Source organism: Streptomyces goshikiensis, assembly GCF_014650555.1.
Lineage (GTDB): Bacteria > Actinomycetota > Actinomycetes > Streptomycetales > Streptomycetaceae > Streptomyces > Streptomyces goshikiensis.
The window spans coordinates 336,064-352,720 of sequence record NZ_BMVE01000006.1; the positions used below are offsets into that span (position 1 = coordinate 336,064).

The window sequence follows — 16,657 nt, forward strand, 5'->3', positions numbered from 1 at the left end:
GGAGCAGGCGTGACCAACATTCCGGAGACCGGCCGCACCCCTCGGGTGCAGATCCGGCTCGTCATCATCCAGGTGCTCGTCTTCTCGCTGCTGTTCACCCTCGGGGGGCGGCTCTGGTACCTCCAGATCCGCAACGGCGCCGAGTACTCCGACGAGGCCAAGAACAACCACGTCCAGCAGGTCGTCCAGCCCGCCGTGCGCGGCTCGATCCTGGACGCGCGCGGCGTGCCGCTCGCCGACAACGAGACCCGCCTGGTCGTCTCCGCCAGCCGCACCGAGCTGATGAAGATAAAGGACAAGGGCAAAGGCGTCCTGACCCGGCTCGCCGGGGTGCTCGACATGAAGCCGCAGGACGTCATGGACAAGGTCCGGCTCTGCGACTCCAAGACCCCCCAGCCCTGCTGGAACGGCTCCCCGTACCAGCCCATCCCGGTCACCGACGAGGCGACCACCCAGCAGGCCCTCCAGATCCGCGAGCGCCCCGAGGACTTCCCCGGCATCACCGCCGAGCCCACCGCTGTACGCCGCTACCCGGCCCCCGGCGGCGCCAACACCGGCCAGGTGCTCGGCTACCTCTCGCCGGTCACCGACGACGAGATCGTCAAGGCCAAGAACACCAACTCGCCGTTCCTGCGCTCCGACCAGGTGGGCCGCTTCGGACTGGAGCGCACGTATGACAAGGCGCTGCGCGGCAAGTCCGGTGTGACCCGCTACGAGGTGGACAACCTCGGCCGGGTCATCGGCGAGGCCGCCAACGACCCGGCGATCCCCGGGGCGAACCTCGTGACCAGCATCGACGCCCGCGTCCAGGGCGTCGCCGAGTTCGAGCTGAACGCGGCCATGATCGAGGCCCGCAAGCAGATCGACCGCAACACCGGCGTCCCCTACAAGGCCGACGCCGGCGCCATCGTGGTGCTGGAGTCCAAGACCGGCCGCGTCGTCGCGATGGCCTCCAACCCGACGTACGACCCGAACGTCTGGGTCGGCGGGATCTCCGGCAAGGACTACGCCAAGCTCACCGCCAAGTCCTCCAACGTCCCGCTGATGAACCGGGCGATCCAGGGCCAGGCGGCCCCGGGCTCGATCTTCAAGGTCATCCCCACCACGGCCGCCGTCAACGCCGGGTACAAGTTCGACGGCGACTACCCCTGCCCCAGCTCGTACTCCATCGGCGGCCAGGTCTTCAAGAACTTCGAGTCCCAGGGCCACGGCTCCATCACCCTGGGCCAGGCCCTGGAGGTGTCCTGCGACACCGTCTTCTACGCCCTCGCCCACCAGCAGTGGCAGAAGGACGGCGCCCTGAAGCCGGTGAAGAACCCGGCGGACATCTTCTACAAGACGGCCCACCAGTTCGGCCTCGGCGCCGAGACCGGCGTGGACCTGCCGGGCGAGGAGAAGGGCCGCGTCCCGGACCGCCAGTGGAAGCAGCGGTTCTGGGAGGCCAACAAGGACCAGTGGTGCAAGACCGGCAAGAAGGGCGGCACCTACATCGAGCTGCTGTCCTACGAGAACTGCCTCGAAGGCAACCTCATGCGCGCCGGTGACTCCGTCAACTACTCCATCGGCCAGGGCGACACGCTCGTCACCCCGATCCAGATGGCCACCATCTACGCGGCCATCTCCAACGGCGGCACCATGTGGAACCCGACCATCGGCAAGGCCGTCATCAGCGCCGACGGCAAGAACGTCGAGGAGATCAAGCCGCAGGCCCACGGCAAGCTGCCGATGACCTCGAAGACCCGCGACCAGATCGACGAGGCGCTCGAAGGCGTCGCCACCCGCGGTACCGCCGCCTGGCGCTTCGGCGGCTGGCCGCAGAAGCAGATCCCGATGCACGCCAAGACCGGTACCGCCGAGGTCTACGGCAAGCAGACGACCTCCTGGTTCGCCACGTACACCGAGGACTACACGATCGTGATGACGATCTCCCAGGGTGGTACCGGCTCCGGTGCCTCCGGTCCGGCCGTGCGCAACGTCTACAACGCCATCTACGGCCTCGACATGGCCGGCAAGCAGGACCCGAAGAAGGCCCTGCTGCTCAAGCCCGAGGCGAAGCTGCCCACCATCCAGCCCGACGGCTCCATCGACGCGCCCGAGGTCAAGCCGTACGTGCCCCCGTCCCCGGAGGACTCGGCGCCGCCCGCGCTCGCCGGACCGCCCGCCCCGCCCACCGCGCGGCAGGACTGAGGCCCCGATGCAGACCGCCAACAAGTTCTCCGTCTCCCGGTACGCGCCCCAGCGCGGGCCGGTGGCCAAGCTGACCTCCCGCGACTCGGTGCTGCGCCGGCTCGACTGGCCGATACTGCTGTCCGCGCTCGCGCTGTCCTTCATCGGCTCGATGCTCGTGTGGTCGGCGACCCGCAACCGGACCAGCCTCAACCAGGGCGACCCGTACTACTTCCTGCTGCGGCACGCCCTGAACACCGGCATCGGCCTGGTGCTGATGATCGGCACGGTCTGGCTCGGCCACCGCACGCTGCGCGGCGCCGTGCCGATCCTCTACGGGCTCTCGCTGTTGCTGATCCTCGCCGTGCTCACCCCGCTCGGCGCCACCATCAACGGCGCCCACGCCTGGATCGTCATCGGCGGCGGCTTCTCGCTCCAGCCCTCCGAGTTCGTGAAGATCACGATCATCCTGGGCATGGCGATGCTGCTGGCGGCCCGGGTCGACGCCGGTGACCTGTCCCATCCCGACCACCGGACCGTGGTCAAGGCGCTCTGCCTGGCCGCCGCCCCGATGGGCATCGTCATGCTGATGCCCGACCTCGGCTCGGTCATGGTCATGGTGATCATCGTGCTCGGCGTGCTGCTGGCCTCCGGCGCCTCCAACCGCTGGGTGCTCGGGCTGCTCGGCTCGGGCGCCACCGGCGCCATCCTGATCTGGCAGCTCGGCGTCCTCGACGAGTACCAGATCAACCGCTTCGCGGCCTTCGCCAACCCCGAGCTCGACCCCGCCGGCGTCGGCTACAACACCAACCAGGCGCGCATCGCGATCGGCTCCGGCGGTCTCACCGGCTCCGGGCTGTTCAAGGGCTCCCAGACCACCGGCCAGTTCGTCCCCGAGCAGCAGACCGACTTCGTCTTCACCGTGGCGGGGGAGGAGCTGGGCTTCCTCGGGGCCGGGCTGATCCTCGTCCTGCTCGGCGTGGTGCTGTGGCGGGCCTGCCTGATCGCCCGGGAGACCACCGAGCTCTACGGGACGATCGTGGCGGCCGGGATCATCGCCTGGTTCGCCTTCCAGGCCTTCGAGAACATCGGGATGACCCTCGGCATCATGCCGGTGGCGGGGCTGCCCCTGCCGTTCGTGTCCTACGGAGGATCGTCGATGTTCGCCGTCTGGGTGGCGGTCGGACTGTTGCAGTCGATCAGGGTGCAACGTCCGATGTCGGCCTAGTCGTGGCCGATCCGCCGCCGAAACGGCCCCGATTCCCCGTTCACCCCGCCGTCGTGATCCGGTGAGGACTAAATTCGGTTCATGGCGGACACCAAGCGCGAGATCGAGCGGAAATTCGAGTTCTCCGAGAAGGCGTCGAAAGCCGCCCGGCGGGCGCTGCCGGACCTGACCGGCACGGCCGCCGTCGCGGCCGTCCGTGACGAGGGCACCGTCGACCTCGACGCCGTCTACTACGACACCCCCGACCAGCGGCTCGCCGCCGACGGCCTGACCCTGCGGCGCAGGACCGGCGGCGGCGACGCCGGCTGGCACCTCAAGATCCCCGTCTCACCCGGGGTCCGCGACGAGGTCGCGGCGCCGCTCGGCGACACGGTGCCACCCGCCCTCGCCGCCCTGGTCCGCTCCCGGGTCCGCGGCGGCGCCCTGGAGCCCCAGGTCCGGCTGCGCTCCTCGCGCCGGGTCAGCCACCTCCTCGACGCCGACGGGGCCCTGCTCGCCGAACTGTCCACCGACACCGTCCGGGCCGAGCGCGGCGAGACCACCGCCGGCTGGACCGAGGTCGAGGTGGAACTCGCCGACGACGTCGACCCGGCGCTGCTCGACGCCGTCGAGAAGAAGTTCCGCAAGGCCGGACTCCGCGTCAGCGACGCCCCCTCGAAGCTGGCCCGCGCCCTCGCCGAGACCGGCGCCGAACCGCCCGCCCGGCCCGGGGCCGGTCCCGCCGACGGGGCTGCGGGCGCGTACGTCCTCTCGTACCTGCGCGAACAGCTCGACGCCGTGATCGCGCACGACCCCGCCGTACGCAGGAACCTGCCCGACTCCGTCCATCAGCTGCGCGTGGCCACCCGGCGGATGCGCAGCGCCTTCAAGACCTACCGCAAGGTGCTCGACCGGGAGGTCACCGACCCCCTCGGCGACGAGCTGCGCTGGCTCGCCGCCGAACTCGGCGTCGACCGCGACCAGGAGGTCCTGCTCGACCGGCTCCAGACCCGGCTCGGCGAACTCCCGCGCACCCTGCTGCTCGGCCCGGTGCGCGGCCGGCTCCGGGTGTGGAACAACGCCCGCCGCTCCGGCTCCCGGCGGCGCGCCCTCGCCGCCCTGGACAGCAAGCGGTACGTGGCCCTCCTGGACGCCCTCGACGCCCTGCTCGCCGACCCGCCGCTGCTGGAGGGCGCCGACGAGCCCGCCGACAGCGTCCTGCCCAAGGCCGTGCTGCACGACCACCGGCGGCTCGCGAAGCGGATCGCCACCGCCCTGGACCTGGAACCGGGCCACGAGCGCGACCTGGCCCTGCACGAGGCCCGCAAGGCCGCCAAACGCTCCCGCTACGCGGCGGAAGCGGCCGTACCGGCCCTCGGCAAGCCCGCGAAACGCCTGGCCGAGGCCGTGAAGAAGGTGCAGACCCTGCTCGGCGACCACCAGGACAGCGTCGTCGCCCGCGAGGCCCTGCTCGGCCTCGGCGTCCAGGCCACCGCGGCGGGGGAGTCCGCCTTCACCTGGGGCGTCGTCCACGCCCGCGAGGAGGCCCTGGCCGAGCGGCGCGAACGGGAACTCGCCGAGGTCTGGGCGGCGGCCCGCGACCCCGAGCTGCGGTCAGCCCCGCGGGGCTGACCGGTGATCGACGCGGCGGGGGCCGCCCGGGCAGCGGGGTACGCTTGAGAGCTGCCCCCTGCCCGCTTCACGAAAGTCGCGTGATGTCCGAGTCGGTCTTCCCACAGCTCGAAGCTCTGCTCCCGCATGTGCAGAAGCCCATCCAGTACGTCGGTGGTGAGCTCAACTCCACCGTGAAGCCGTGGGAGAGCGCGGACGTCCGCTGGGCGCTCATGTACCCGGACGCGTACGAGGTGGGCCTGCCCAACCAGGGCGTCATGATCCTGTACGAGGTGCTCAACGAACGCGAGGGCGTCCTCGCCGAGCGCACCTACAGCGTGTGGCCGGACCTGGAAGAGCTCATGCGTGAGCACAAGGTCCCGCAGTTCACCGTCGACAGCCACCGCCCGGTCGGCGACTTCGACGTGTTCGGGCTCTCCTTCTCCACCGAGCTCGGCTACACCAACATGCTCACGGCGCTCGACCTCGCGGGCATCCCGCTGGAGGCCCGCAACCGTACGGTGGACCACCCGATCGTCCTCGCGGGAGGCCATGCGGCCTTCAACCCCGAGCCGATCGCCGAGTTCATCGACTGCGCCGTCATCGGCGACGGCGAGCAGGCCGTCCTCGACATGACCGAGATCATCCGCGCCTGGAAGGCCGAGGGCCGCCCGGGCGGGCGCGAGGAGGTCCTGCTGCGCCTCGCGAAGACCGGCGGCGTCTACGTCCCGGGCTTCTACGACGTCGAGTACCTGCCGGACGGCCGCATCGGCCGCGTCGTCCCGAACCGCTCCGGCGTGCCGTGGCGCGTGTCCAAGCACACCGTCATGGACCTCGACGAGTGGCCGTACCCCAAGCAGCCCCTGGTCCCGCTCGCCGAGACCGTCCACGAGCGCATGTCCGTGGAGATCTTCCGCGGCTGCACCCGCGGCTGCCGTTTCTGCCAGGCCGGCATGATCACGCGCCCCGTGCGGGAGCGAAGCATCACCGGCATCGGCGAAATGGTCGAGAAGGGCCTCAAGGCGACCGGCTTCGAGGAGGTCGGCCTGCTCTCGCTGTCCTCCGCGGACCACACCGAGATCGCCGACATCGCCAAGGGCCTCGCGGACCGCTACTCGGACGACAAGGTGGGCCTGTCCCTCCCGTCGACCCGTGTGGACGCCTTCAACGTGGACCTGGCCAACGAGCTGACCCGCAACGGACGCCGCTCGGGCCTCACCTTCGCCCCCGAGGGCGGCTCCGAGCGCATGCGCAAGGTCATCAACAAGATGGTCTCGGAAGAGGACCTCATCCGCACCGTCGCCACGGCCTACGGCAACGGCTGGCGCCAGGTGAAGCTGTACTTCATGTGCGGCCTGCCCACCGAGACCGACGAGGACGTCCTCCAGATCGGCGACATGGCGGTCAACGTCATCGCCAAGGGCCGCGAGGTCTCCGGGCAGAACGACATCCGCTGCACCGTGTCCATCGGCGGGTTCGTCCCGAAGCCGCACACCCCGTTCCAGTGGGCGCCGCAGCTGTCGGCCGAGGAGACGGACGCGCGCCTGACCAAGCTGCGCGACAAGATCCGCGGCGACAAGAAGTACGGCCGCTCCATCGGCTTCCGCTACCACGACGGCAAGCCCGGCATCGTCGAGGGCCTGCTCTCGCGCGGCGACCGCCGCATCGGCGACGTCATCCGCGCCGTGTACGAGTCGGGCGGCCGCTTCGACGGCTGGCGCGAGCACTTCTCGTACGACCGCTGGATGCAGGCCGCCGAGAAGGCCCTGCCCGCGTACGGGGTGGACGTGGCCTGGTACACCACCCGCGAGCGCACCTACGAGGAGGTCCTGCCCTGGGACCACCTGGACTCCGGTCTCGACAAGGACTGGCTCTGGGAGGACTGGCAGGACGCCCTCGACGAGACCGAGGTCGACGACTGCCGCTGGACCCCCTGCTTCGACTGCGGCGTCTGCCCGCAGATGGACACGCAGATCCAGATCGGCCCGACCGGCAAGAAGCTGCTGCCGCTGTCGGTCGTGAAGTAACCCCCGCGCGACGAGAGGCCCCCACCCGCACAGGGTGGGGGCCTCCCGCGTTTCCCGCCCGCCCGTGCCGCGCACGGCCGGCCGGTCCGGGGCCTCCTCGTCGCCCCTCGACGTCAAGCGCGCGCCGTTCGGTACTCCCGGCGGGGAACCGACGAGGTCACGGGCGCGTACTCTGGGTAGTACGACACCCGTAGGCGACACGCCCGCCCCCGAGAGCCCCCCGCGTACACGGCGGGGGAGAGCCGGGAGCAGGGCATGGCCTGCCGGGTCCACAGACGCTCAGGGCGACGCGCGAGCCGCGGAGCCCCGCACAAGGAGAAGAACCACTGGGCAAGCGACAGCCCGAAGGCCCGCCTCCCGCACCGGTGGTGCAGCGCATTCGACTGCGCTACACCAAGCGCGGCCGCCTCCGGTTCACCAGCCACCGAGACTTCCAGCGTGCCTTCGAGCGGGCCCTGCGCCGCTCCGAGGTGCCCATGGCGTACTCGGCCGGCTTCACCCCGCACCCCCGGGTCTCGTACGCGAACGCCGCGCCCACCGGCACCGGCAGCGAAGCCGAGTACCTGGAGATCGCGCTCGCCGCGCCCCGCGACCCGCACAGGCTCCGTGAGCTCCTGGACGAGTCGATGCCGGTCGGGCTCGACATCATCGACGCCGTCGAGGCCCGTACCTCCGGGCTCGCCGAGCGCCTGACCGCCTCCGTCTGGGAGCTGCGCCTGGAAGGCGTGGAGCCCGCTGACGCCGAGCGGGCCGTGGCCGCGTTCCTGGCGGCCGAGACCGTGGAGGTCCAGCGCCGCACCAAGAACGGCATCCGGACCTTCGACACCCGCGCGGCCGTGGTCAGCCTGGAAGCGCTTCCCGCGCAGGCTGATAGGCCGCTGGACAATGCTTGTGCGATACTGCGGCTGGTTGTTCGGCATTTGACACCTGCCGTGCGACCCGACGACGTCCTGTCCGGTCTCCATGTCGTGGCCGACCTGGCGCCGCCGGTCCCCGCAGCGGTGACCAGGCTGGCGCAGGGGCTCTTCGACGAAGAGTCCGGCACGGTGACCGACCCGCTCGCGCCCGACCGCGAGGCTGTCACGGCCGCCCCACCCACGGCCGCCGTAGCAGCCGACGCGAAGGCGCCGGAAGGTCCCGCCGCGTAAGGAACGTCGTTGCCGCGCCGCCCTGGCACTCGGGAGCCACCTGGGTCGGGCAGCGCAACTGACCTGAAGACTTCCGCCAGGCCGTACGGACAAGACGTACGGAACCGGCGGCCATGGACTACAGCTCCCGTGTGGCGAACGCGCCCCGGAGGCCGGTTCCGCGCTCATTACGCGAAGCCGCGCCGGACCGGATGTCAGCCGCGGCGCCCGGGAGCGTGACGGGAGAACCGCCCGCATGCTCAACAACGAGAACACCACCCCCGCCGCCGGCAACGCCGACGGCGACAGCCCCAGCGACAACCTGCCCCCGCGCAGGCGTCGCCGCGCGGCTTCCCGGCCCGCCGGCCCGCCCGGCGCGACGGCTGCCGCCGCCACCGCTTCCGACGAGGCCGCTCCGGCCGCCGCCGCTGCCGCTCCGGTCGTGGAGGAGCCCGCCGCTGCTCCGGCGCCGCGTGCCCGTCGTCGTGCCACCCGTGCCGTCGCCGCTCCGGAGACCGCCGCCGCTGATGCGGTCGAGGCCGCCCCGGCCGCCGCTGCCGCTCCGGCTGTGGAGGAGCCCGCCGCTGCTCCGGCGCCGCGTGCCCGCCGCCGTGCCACCCGCGCCGTCGCCGCTCCGGAGGCCCCGGCCGCCGATGTCGTCGAGGCCGCTCCTGCTGCGGAGGAGCCGGCTGCTGCCGCCCCCGCGCCGCGTGCCCGTCGTCGTGCGACCCGTGCCGTCGCCGCTCCGGAGACCGCCGCCGCTGACGTGGTGGTCGAGGCCGCTCCGGCTGCCGCCGCTGCCGCTCCGGCTGTGGAGGAGCCCGCCGCTGCTCCGGCGCCGCGTGCCCGTCGTCGTGCCACCCGTGCCGTCGCCGCTCCGGAGACCGCCGCCGCCGATGTGGTGGTCGAGGCCGCTCCGGCCGCCGCCGCTGCCGCTCCGGTCGTGGAGGAGCCCGCCGCCGCTCCGGCGCCGCGTGCCCGCCGCCGTGCCACCCGCGCCGTCGCCGCCCCGGCCGCCGAGGCCGCCGCGGAGACGCAGGCCGTCGTCGAGGAGCCCGCCGCCGCCAAGGCCACCGTCACGGTCGCCGACGCCGTGGACTCCCCGAAGCGCGGCGGCCGCCGCCGCGCCACCCGCTCCGCCGCTCCGGCCGCCCCCGTACAGCAGGCGCCCGCGCCCGCCGCCGAGGCCGAGGCGCCCGCCGGTCCGGCCCGTGGCCGTCGCGCCGCGCGGCCCGCCGTGGCCGTGTTCCAGGCCCCGGTCTTCGCCGAGCCGATGTTCCAGACCCCGGAGACGGCCGCCATGGCCGCCGCGGCCGCTGCCGCCGCCACCCGCGCCGAAGAGGCCGAGGAGGAAGAGGAGGAGGCCGAGGTCGAGGCCGAGGTCGTCCAGGCCCCCGCCGCGCAGCCCGCCGGCCGTCGCCGCCGCCGTGGCCGCGGCGCCGCCGCCGAGCCCGCCGCTCCGGCCGCCGAGTCCGGTCCGCTGACCGTGGCCGACGTGGAGCAGGCCGAGATCGAGGAGCCGGAGGCCGAGGCCGCCGACCTCGACGAGGACGAGACCGACGGCGAGCGCCCGTCGCGCCGCCGCCGTCGCGGTGGCCGTCGCCGTCGCCGCGGTGAGTCCGCCGACCTCGACGACTCCGCCGAGGAAGAGGGCGAGACCGAGGCCGCCGAGCAGGAGGCCGACGGGGACGAGGACTCCGCCGAGGACGACGACGAGGACAACGGGGCCTCCGGCTCCAGCTCCAGCCGTCGTCGCCGGCGCCGTCGCCGCCGCAGCGGTGACTCCGCCGCGGACGCCGAGGCGGGCGAGGAGGACGGCGTACGCACCGTCGTCAAGGTCCGCGAGCCGCGCCCGGCCCGCGAGAAGGCCGAGCCGTCCGACGAGGTGCAGTCCATCAAGGGCTCGACCCGTCTGGAGGCGAAGAAGCAGCGCCGCCGCGAGGGCCGCGAGCAGGGCCGCCGCCGCGTCCCGATCATCACCGAGGCCGAGTTCCTGGCCCGCCGCGAGGCCGTCGAGCGCGTGATGGTCGTCCGCCAGGCCGGAGAGCGCACCCAGATCGGCGTCCTTGAGGACAACGTGCTCGTCGAGCACTACGTCAACAAGGAAGAGGCCACCTCGTACGTCGGCAACGTCTACCTGGGCAAGGTCCAGAACGTGCTGCCGTCCATGGAGGCCGCCTTCATCGACATCGGCAAGGGCCGCAACGCGGTCCTGTACGCCGGTGAGGTCAACTTCGAGGCGCTCGGCATGGCCAACGGGCCGCGCCGCATCGAGTCCGCCCTCAAGTCCGGCCAGTCGGTCCTGGTGCAGGTCACCAAGGACCCGATCGGCCACAAGGGCGCCCGCCTGACCAGCCAGGTCTCGCTGCCCGGCCGCTACCTGGTCTACGTGCCCGAGGGCTCGATGACCGGTATCAGCCGCAAGCTGCCCGACACCGAGCGCGCGCGTCTGAAGACCATCCTCAAGAAGATCGTCCCCGAGGACGCGGGCGTCATCGTGCGCACCGCCGCCGAGGGCGCGAGCGAGGACGAGCTGCGCCGCGACGTCGAGCGCCTTCAGGCCCAGTGGGAGGACATCCAGAAGAAGTCGAAGCAGATCTCGACCTCTTCGCCGAGCCTCCTGTACGGCGAGCCGGACATGACCGTCCGCGTCGTGCGCGACATCTTCAACGAGGACTTCTCGAAGGTCATCGTCAGCGGTGACGGCGCCTGGGAGACCATCCACGGCTACGTGAACCACGTGGCCCCGGACCTGGCCGACCGGCTGTCCCGCTGGACCTCCGAGGTCGACGTCTTCGCGACGTACCGGATCGACGAGCAGCTCGCCAAGGCGCTCGACCGCAAGGTGTGGCTGCCCTCGGGCGGCTCCCTCGTGATCGACAAGACCGAGGCGATGATCGTCATCGACGTCAACACCGGCAAGTTCACCGGTCAGGGCGGCAACCTCGAAGAGACCGTCACCAGGAACAACCTGGAGGCGGCCGAGGAGATCGTGCGCCAGCTGCGGCTGCGCGACCTGGGCGGCATCGTCGTCATCGACTTCATCGACATGGTCCTGGAGTCCAACCGCGACCTGGTGCTGCGGCGCATGCTGGAGTGCCTGGGCCGCGACCGCACCAAGCACCAGGTGGCCGAGGTCACCTCGCTGGGCCTGGTCCAGATGACCCGCAAGCGGGTGGGCCAGGGTCTGCTGGAGTCCTTCTCCGAGACCTGCGTCCACTGCAACGGGCGCGGTGTGATCGTGCACATGGAGACGCCGACCGTGGTCGGCGGCGGTGGCAACGGCAAGCGCGCCAAGCGCCGCGGCGGCAAGTCCGAGTCCGACCAGCACGAGCACGAGCACGTGACCGGGACGGTCGAGGCGGATTCCTTCGAGGCCGAGACCGAAGCGGAGGTGGCCGCCGAGGCCGCCGCGCCGGTCGCGCTGCCGGAGCCGGAGTTCGTCGCGGACGAGGAGCTGTACAGCAACCCGGCCGAGGCGGAGGCCGCCGTGAGCGGTCGCCGCAACCGGCGCCGTGCCACCCGTAAGGCGACCGCAGCCGCGGGCGCCCCGCGGACCGCGGCGGCTCCGGCCCCCGTGGTGGAGGCCGAGCCGGTGACCGCGCCCGCCGACACCGTCCTGGAGCCGGCCGCCGAGGCCGTCACCGAGGCCGCCCCGGCGCCGGAGGCCGTCGCCGAGGCCGTGGCCGACGAGGCCGCGCCGAAGGGCCGTACCCGCCGCCGCGCCACCCGCAAGGCCACGGCGCCGGCCCCGGTCGCCGAGGCCGAGCCGGTCGTCGTGGCGGAGCCCGAGCCCGAGCCGGTCGTGGAGGCCGAGCCCGAGCCCGAGCCGGTCGTCGTCGAGACCCCGGCCGAGCCCGTCGCCGACGCGGCCCCGGCCCGTCCGCGCCGCCGTGCCACCCGTAAGGCCACCGCCCCCGCCGGTTCCCCGGCGGGCGCGGCCGAGGCGGCCGTCGTGGTCGTCGAGGCGGCCCCGGTGGCGGAGCCGGAGCCCGTGGCGGCCGAGCCCGCCGCGGAGGCCGAGGCCGAGCCCGAGGCGGCGCCGGTCAAGAAGGCCGCCCGCAAGGCCCCGGCCAAGAAGGCGACCACCACGGCGAAGAAGGCCCCGGCCAAGAAGGCGGCCGCGGCCAAGACGACCGCCAAGAAGACCGTCGCCAAGAAGACGACGGTCAAGAAGACCGCTGCGAAGCGGACGACGAAGAAGACCGCCGCGGCGGAGCAGACGGCCCCGTCCGTCTCCGCTCCGACCGAGGACTGACCAGCCCATGACCGTGGGCCCCGCCGTGCGGCGGGGCCCACGGCGTGTGTGCGGGACCCCCGGTTTGACCCCCCGGCGACCGGCCCCGTAACCTAGACCGTCGGCGTGTCGTGTGTACGCGCCGCGCTCCTGAGCACCTTCCTCCAGGCTCTGCCCGGAGAGGCCGCTCGTCCATTCCGGATCAGTTCGGGCTCCGGCCCGCCTGAGCGGCTGGCTTCAGGAGCACCCGTCCCGAGTGAGAGAGAGATCCGCGTGTACGCCATCGTGCGCAGCGGTGGTCGCCAGCACAAGGTTGCTGTTGGTGACATCGTTGAGGTTGACAAGATTTCCACTGCCAAGGTTGGCGACACGGTCGAGCTCTCGACCCTGCTCGTTGTCGACGGCGACGCCGTGACCAGCGACCCGTGGGTGCTGGCCGGGATCAAGGTCCAGGCCGAGATCGTGGACCACCACAAGGGCGCCAAGATCGACATCCTGCGCTACAAGAACAAGACCGGCTACCGCCGTCGCCAGGGTCACCGCCAGCAGTACACGGCGATCAAGGTCACCGGTATCCCCGCGGCTGCGAAGTAAGAGGGACTGAGACATGGCACACAAGAAGGGCGCATCGTCCACTCGGAACGGGCGCGACTCCAATGCCCAGCGGCTCGGCGTGAAGCGCTTCGGCGGTCAGGTCGTTTCCGCTGGTGAGATCCTCGTCCGCCAGCGCGGCACGCACTTCCACCCGGGCGCGGGCGTCGGCCGTGGCGGCGACGACACGCTGTTCGCGCTGCAGGCCGGTGCCGTGCAGTTCGGCACGCACCGTGGCCGCAAGGTCGTCAACATCGTTCCGGCCGCCTGATCCAGCTTCGGCTGATCGAGCGTTCGTAACTTCCCGAGGGCGGATCTCAGCTCTTTCCGGCGCAAGCCGGGAAGAGAGGTCCGCCCTCGGCGCGTTGGTACGTACAGACGTTTTTTATGGACAGCAAGGCCTGTCCGGGACATTCCCGCATGTAACTGGAGGAACAACCATGACCACCTTCGTGGACCGCGTCGAGCTGCACGTCGCCGCGGGTAACGGGGGCCACGGCTGCGCCTCCGTTCACCGGGAGAAGTTCAAGCCGCTCGGCGGCCCCGACGGCGGCAACGGCGGCCGTGGCGGCGACGTGATCCTGGTGGTGGAGCAGGCGATCACCACCCTGCTGGACTACCACCACAGCCCGCACCGCAAGGCCACCAACGGCAAGCCCGGCGAGGGCGGCAACCGCTCCGGCAAGGACGGCCAGGACATGGTCCTGCCCGTGCCGGACGGCACCGTCGTCCTCGACAAGGAGGGCAACGTCCTCGCCGACCTCGTCGGTCAGGGCACCACGTACGTCGCCGCCGAGGGCGGCCGCGGCGGCCTCGGCAACGCCGCGCTGTCCTCCGCCCGCCGCAAGGCGCCCGGCTTCGCGCTGCTCGGTGTCCCCGGTACCACCGGTGACATCGTCCTGGAGCTCAAGACCGTCGCCGACGTGGCGCTGGTCGGCTTCCCGAGCGCCGGCAAGTCCTCGCTGATCTCGGTGCTCTCCTCGGCCAAGCCGAAGATCGCGGACTACCCCTTCACCACCCTCGTCCCGAACCTGGGCGTCGTCACCGCCGGCTCGACCGTCTACACGATCGCCGACGTCCCGGGCCTGATCCCCGGCGCCAGCCAGGGCAAGGGCCTCGGCCTGGAGTTCCTGCGCCACGTCGAGCGCTGCTCGGTGCTCGTGCACGTCCTGGACACCGCCACGCTGGAGTCCGACCGCGACCCGATCGCCGACCTCGACGTGATCGAGGAGGAGCTCAAGCTCTACGGCGGCGGCCTGGAGAAGCGTCCGCGCCTCGTCGTCCTCAACAAGGTCGACATCCCGGACGGCCAGGAGCTCGCCGACATGGTCCGCCCGGACCTGGAGGCGCGCGGCTACAAGGTCTTCGAGGTCTCCGCCGTCGCCCGTACGGGCCTCAAGGAGCTCTCCTACTTCCTCGCCGAGGGCATCGCCAAGGCCCGCGCCCGCAAGCCGAAGGAGGAGGCGACCCGTATCGTCATCCGCCCGAAGGCCGTGGACGACGCCGGCTTCACCGTCACCTACGACGAGGTCGAGGACGTCTACACCGTGCGCGGCGAGAAGCCGGAGCGCTGGGTCCGCCAGACCGACTTCAACAACGACGAGGCCGTCGGCTACCTCGCCGACCGCCTCAACCGCCTCGGTGTCGAGGAGGCGCTCAAGAAGGCGGGTGCCCGTGCGGGCGACGGCGTCGCCATCGGCTCCGACGAGAACGCGGTCGTCTTCGACTGGGAGCCGACCATGATGGCCGGCGCCGAGATGCTGGGCCGTCGCGGTGAGGACCACCGTCTGGAGGCCCCGCGCCCGGCGACCACCCGCCGCAAGGAGAAGGAAGCCAAGCGTGGAGACTCGGCCCAGCAGGAGTACGACGAGTTCCGTCCGTTCTAATCCTGTCCATGTCAGCGCCCTGTTCACCTTGATTTAGGTCCCTGCCAGGTCGGCTATGGTCCGCCGGGTGAACAGCTGCCCCTCCTCCACGGTCACCGTTGTGGTGATCGCGTTCAACGACGCCGGGCTCGTGGGCGAGGCCGTTTCCTCGGCCCTCGCCCAGGGCCCGGTGGTCCGCGAGGTCGTCGCGGTGAACGATGCCTCGACGGACGGCACCGGGCGGGTCCTGGACGCTCTGGCCGCCGCCCACCCGCGCCTGAAGGTGGTGCACAGGGCGCAGAACAGCGGGGGCTGCGGGACCCCCCGCAACGACGGGATGGCGGCCGCGACCGCCCCGTACGTCATGTTCCTGGACAGCGACGACGTCCTGCCGCCCGGCGCGGCGCAGGCCCTGGTGACGGCCGCCGAGCAGTACCGGGCGCCCGTCGCGGTCGGCGCCTGCGTGCGGCGCGAACTGCCGCAGGGCCGTGACGTGCCGTGGGTCCCCGGCCTCTACACGGCGGGCGAGGTCATCGAACAGCCCGTCGACCGGCCCGCACTGGTCCGCGACACCCTCTGTGTCAACAAGCTGTACGACCGGTACTTCCTGGACAAGCATGCGATCCGCTTTCCGGACGGCCGGTACATTTACGAGGATTTCGTTTTCACCGCGCGGGTCCTGGCCGCCGCCCCCCGCATCGCCGTCGTCGGGGACCTCGTCTACGTCTGGCACGTGCGCCGCGCCGCCGCCCGGGTGTCGATCTCCCTGGACCGGGGGGACGTCGGCAACTGGCACTCCCGCGTGGAGGCCCACCACGAGGCCGCCCGCATCCTCGGCGAGGCCGCGCCCGAACTCGGCCGGGCCAGCAAGGTCAAGTTCCTCGAATACGACCTTCCGATATACCTCCGCGAACTCGACCCCGACCCGGGATACCGGGCCGCCTGGTGGACCCTGACCCGCGCCGGCCTGCGCTGCCTCACGGAGGGCGACATCGCGGCCGCCGGTGCGCAGGGCCGCTGGATCGCCCGGCTGCTGCGCGCCGGCGAGACCCCGCCCGCCGACATGGACCGGCTGGCCCGCTTCGCCTCGGCCCCGCCGAGCCTGCTGCCGCCCTACGCGACCGGCGCCGACGGGGCGGCGGTGTGGAGCGAGGAGCTGCCGGTCGAGCTCGACGGGATGGCCACGATGCCGGTCGCCGAGCTGCCCGTCGCCGTCGAGGTGGAACCGGCGGGCCGCTCCTCGGTCCGGATCCGCGTCCACGACCTGTACGGGCGCCTCGGCGCGGCCGGCGCGGACACCGCCCGGCTGAGCTTCCTGCCCCGCGACGGCGGCGAACCGGCCCTGGGGCACCCGGTCGCGCTGGCGGCCACGCCGGCCGGCGGCGGCTGGACCGCCGAGCTGCCGCTGCGTCTGGGCGGGCTGGCCGTCACCGGACGCCGCCGGGGGCTGCGCGGGATGCAGGCCTGGGACGTCCGGGTCGTGGTGCGCTGCGCCGACGGGAGCTCGGTGCAGGCCGCCCCGCGCCCCCGCGGCGATCTGCTGGGCCGCCGGATCCTGCCGAGCAGCCGGTACGGAGTGCTGCTGGCGCAGCCCTACCGGACGGCGTCCGGCTCGCTGGCGCTGCGGCTCGCGCCGGGCGCGGAGGGCGCGCTGGCCCTCGTACGCAACCGCTTCGGCCGGGCCCGCGCGGGCCGCAGGCCGGGTCCCCGGCCAGGCTGACACACGTCCTACGGCTGCCGCCGTACGATGACCGCCTTCCGGACATGCCCGTCACAGAGATAAATCGGACCTTCCCCCGGACGCCGTCCGGGGGGACCTCAGGGAG

General features: G+C 72.3%; 10 protein-coding genes. All 10 read left to right on the forward strand.

Annotated features, from left to right (window positions below; translation table 11 throughout):
- The first annotated feature begins 9 nt into the window (after positions 1–9).
- The 10 genes from mrdA (at position 10) to IE248_RS20270 (ending at position 16,551) form a co-directional block, all read left to right on the forward strand.
- Positions 10–2,187 carry a penicillin-binding protein 2 gene (gene mrdA, locus IE248_RS20225; protein WP_008738975.1) on the forward strand — a complete coding sequence of 726 codons (2,178 nt, stop codon included), beginning with the start codon at positions 10–12 and terminating at the stop codon, positions 2,185–2,187.
- 7 nt (positions 2,188–2,194) lie between these two features.
- Entirely contained in the window at positions 2,195–3,394 is a 1,200-nt protein-coding gene (gene rodA / locus IE248_RS20230) for a rod shape-determining protein RodA (protein WP_008738974.1), read from the forward strand.
- An 81-nt stretch (positions 3,395–3,475) separates the two neighbouring features.
- On the forward strand, positions 3,476–5,005 hold the full coding sequence (locus IE248_RS20235; RefSeq protein WP_190031317.1) for a CYTH and CHAD domain-containing protein: 1,530 nt from the start codon (positions 3,476–3,478) through the stop codon (positions 5,003–5,005).
- 80 nt (positions 5,006–5,085) lie between these two features.
- Positions 5,086–7,011 (forward strand): TIGR03960 family B12-binding radical SAM protein, encoded by a 1,926-nt coding sequence (locus IE248_RS20240; RefSeq protein ID WP_190031318.1) that lies wholly within the window; start codon positions 5,086–5,088, stop codon positions 7,009–7,011.
- A gap of 368 nt (positions 7,012–7,379) precedes the next feature.
- On the forward strand, positions 7,380–8,159 hold the full coding sequence (locus IE248_RS20245; protein WP_008738967.1) for a TIGR03936 family radical SAM-associated protein: 780 nt from the start codon (positions 7,380–7,382) through the stop codon (positions 8,157–8,159).
- Between the two features lie 235 nt (positions 8,160–8,394).
- Entirely contained in the window at positions 8,395–12,396 is a 4,002-nt protein-coding gene (locus IE248_RS20250; RefSeq protein ID WP_190031319.1) for an Rne/Rng family ribonuclease, read from the forward strand.
- Positions 12,397–12,648: 252 nt separating this feature from the next.
- Positions 12,649–12,969, forward strand: coding sequence for a 50S ribosomal protein L21 (gene rplU / locus IE248_RS20255; RefSeq protein ID WP_008738952.1), 321 nt, complete (start codon positions 12,649–12,651; stop codon positions 12,967–12,969).
- A gap of 13 nt (positions 12,970–12,982) precedes the next feature.
- A complete protein-coding gene (gene rpmA, locus IE248_RS20260) occupies positions 12,983–13,237 on the forward strand; it encodes a 50S ribosomal protein L27 (RefSeq protein WP_008738950.1) in 255 nt (84 codons plus the stop codon).
- A gap of 169 nt (positions 13,238–13,406) precedes the next feature.
- Positions 13,407–14,852 (forward strand): GTPase ObgE, encoded by a 1,446-nt coding sequence (gene obgE / locus IE248_RS20265; protein ID WP_008738949.1) that lies wholly within the window; start codon positions 13,407–13,409, stop codon positions 14,850–14,852.
- A 67-nt stretch (positions 14,853–14,919) separates the two neighbouring features.
- Positions 14,920–16,551, forward strand: a complete 1,632-nt coding sequence (locus tag IE248_RS20270; protein WP_229895417.1) for a glycosyltransferase family 2 protein — start codon at positions 14,920–14,922, stop codon at positions 16,549–16,551.
- Positions 16,552–16,657 lie beyond the last annotated feature (106 nt).

Excerpts from the sequence above, each read along its gene's own strand:
- rodA (WP_008738974.1), top strand. The coding sequence starts at position 2,195 with ATGCAGACCGCCAACAAGTTCTCCGTCTCCCGGTACGCGCCCCAGCGC.
- obgE (WP_008738949.1), top strand. The coding sequence starts at position 13,407 with ATGACCACCTTCGTGGACCGCGTCGAGCTGCACGTCGCCGCGGGTAAC.
- rpmA (WP_008738950.1), top strand. The coding sequence starts at position 12,983 with ATGGCACACAAGAAGGGCGCATCGTCCACTCGGAACGGGCGCGACTCC.
- IE248_RS20250 (WP_190031319.1), top strand. The coding sequence starts at position 8,395 with ATGCTCAACAACGAGAACACCACCCCCGCCGCCGGCAACGCCGACGGC.
- IE248_RS20235 (WP_190031317.1), top strand. The coding sequence starts at position 3,476 with ATGGCGGACACCAAGCGCGAGATCGAGCGGAAATTCGAGTTCTCCGAG.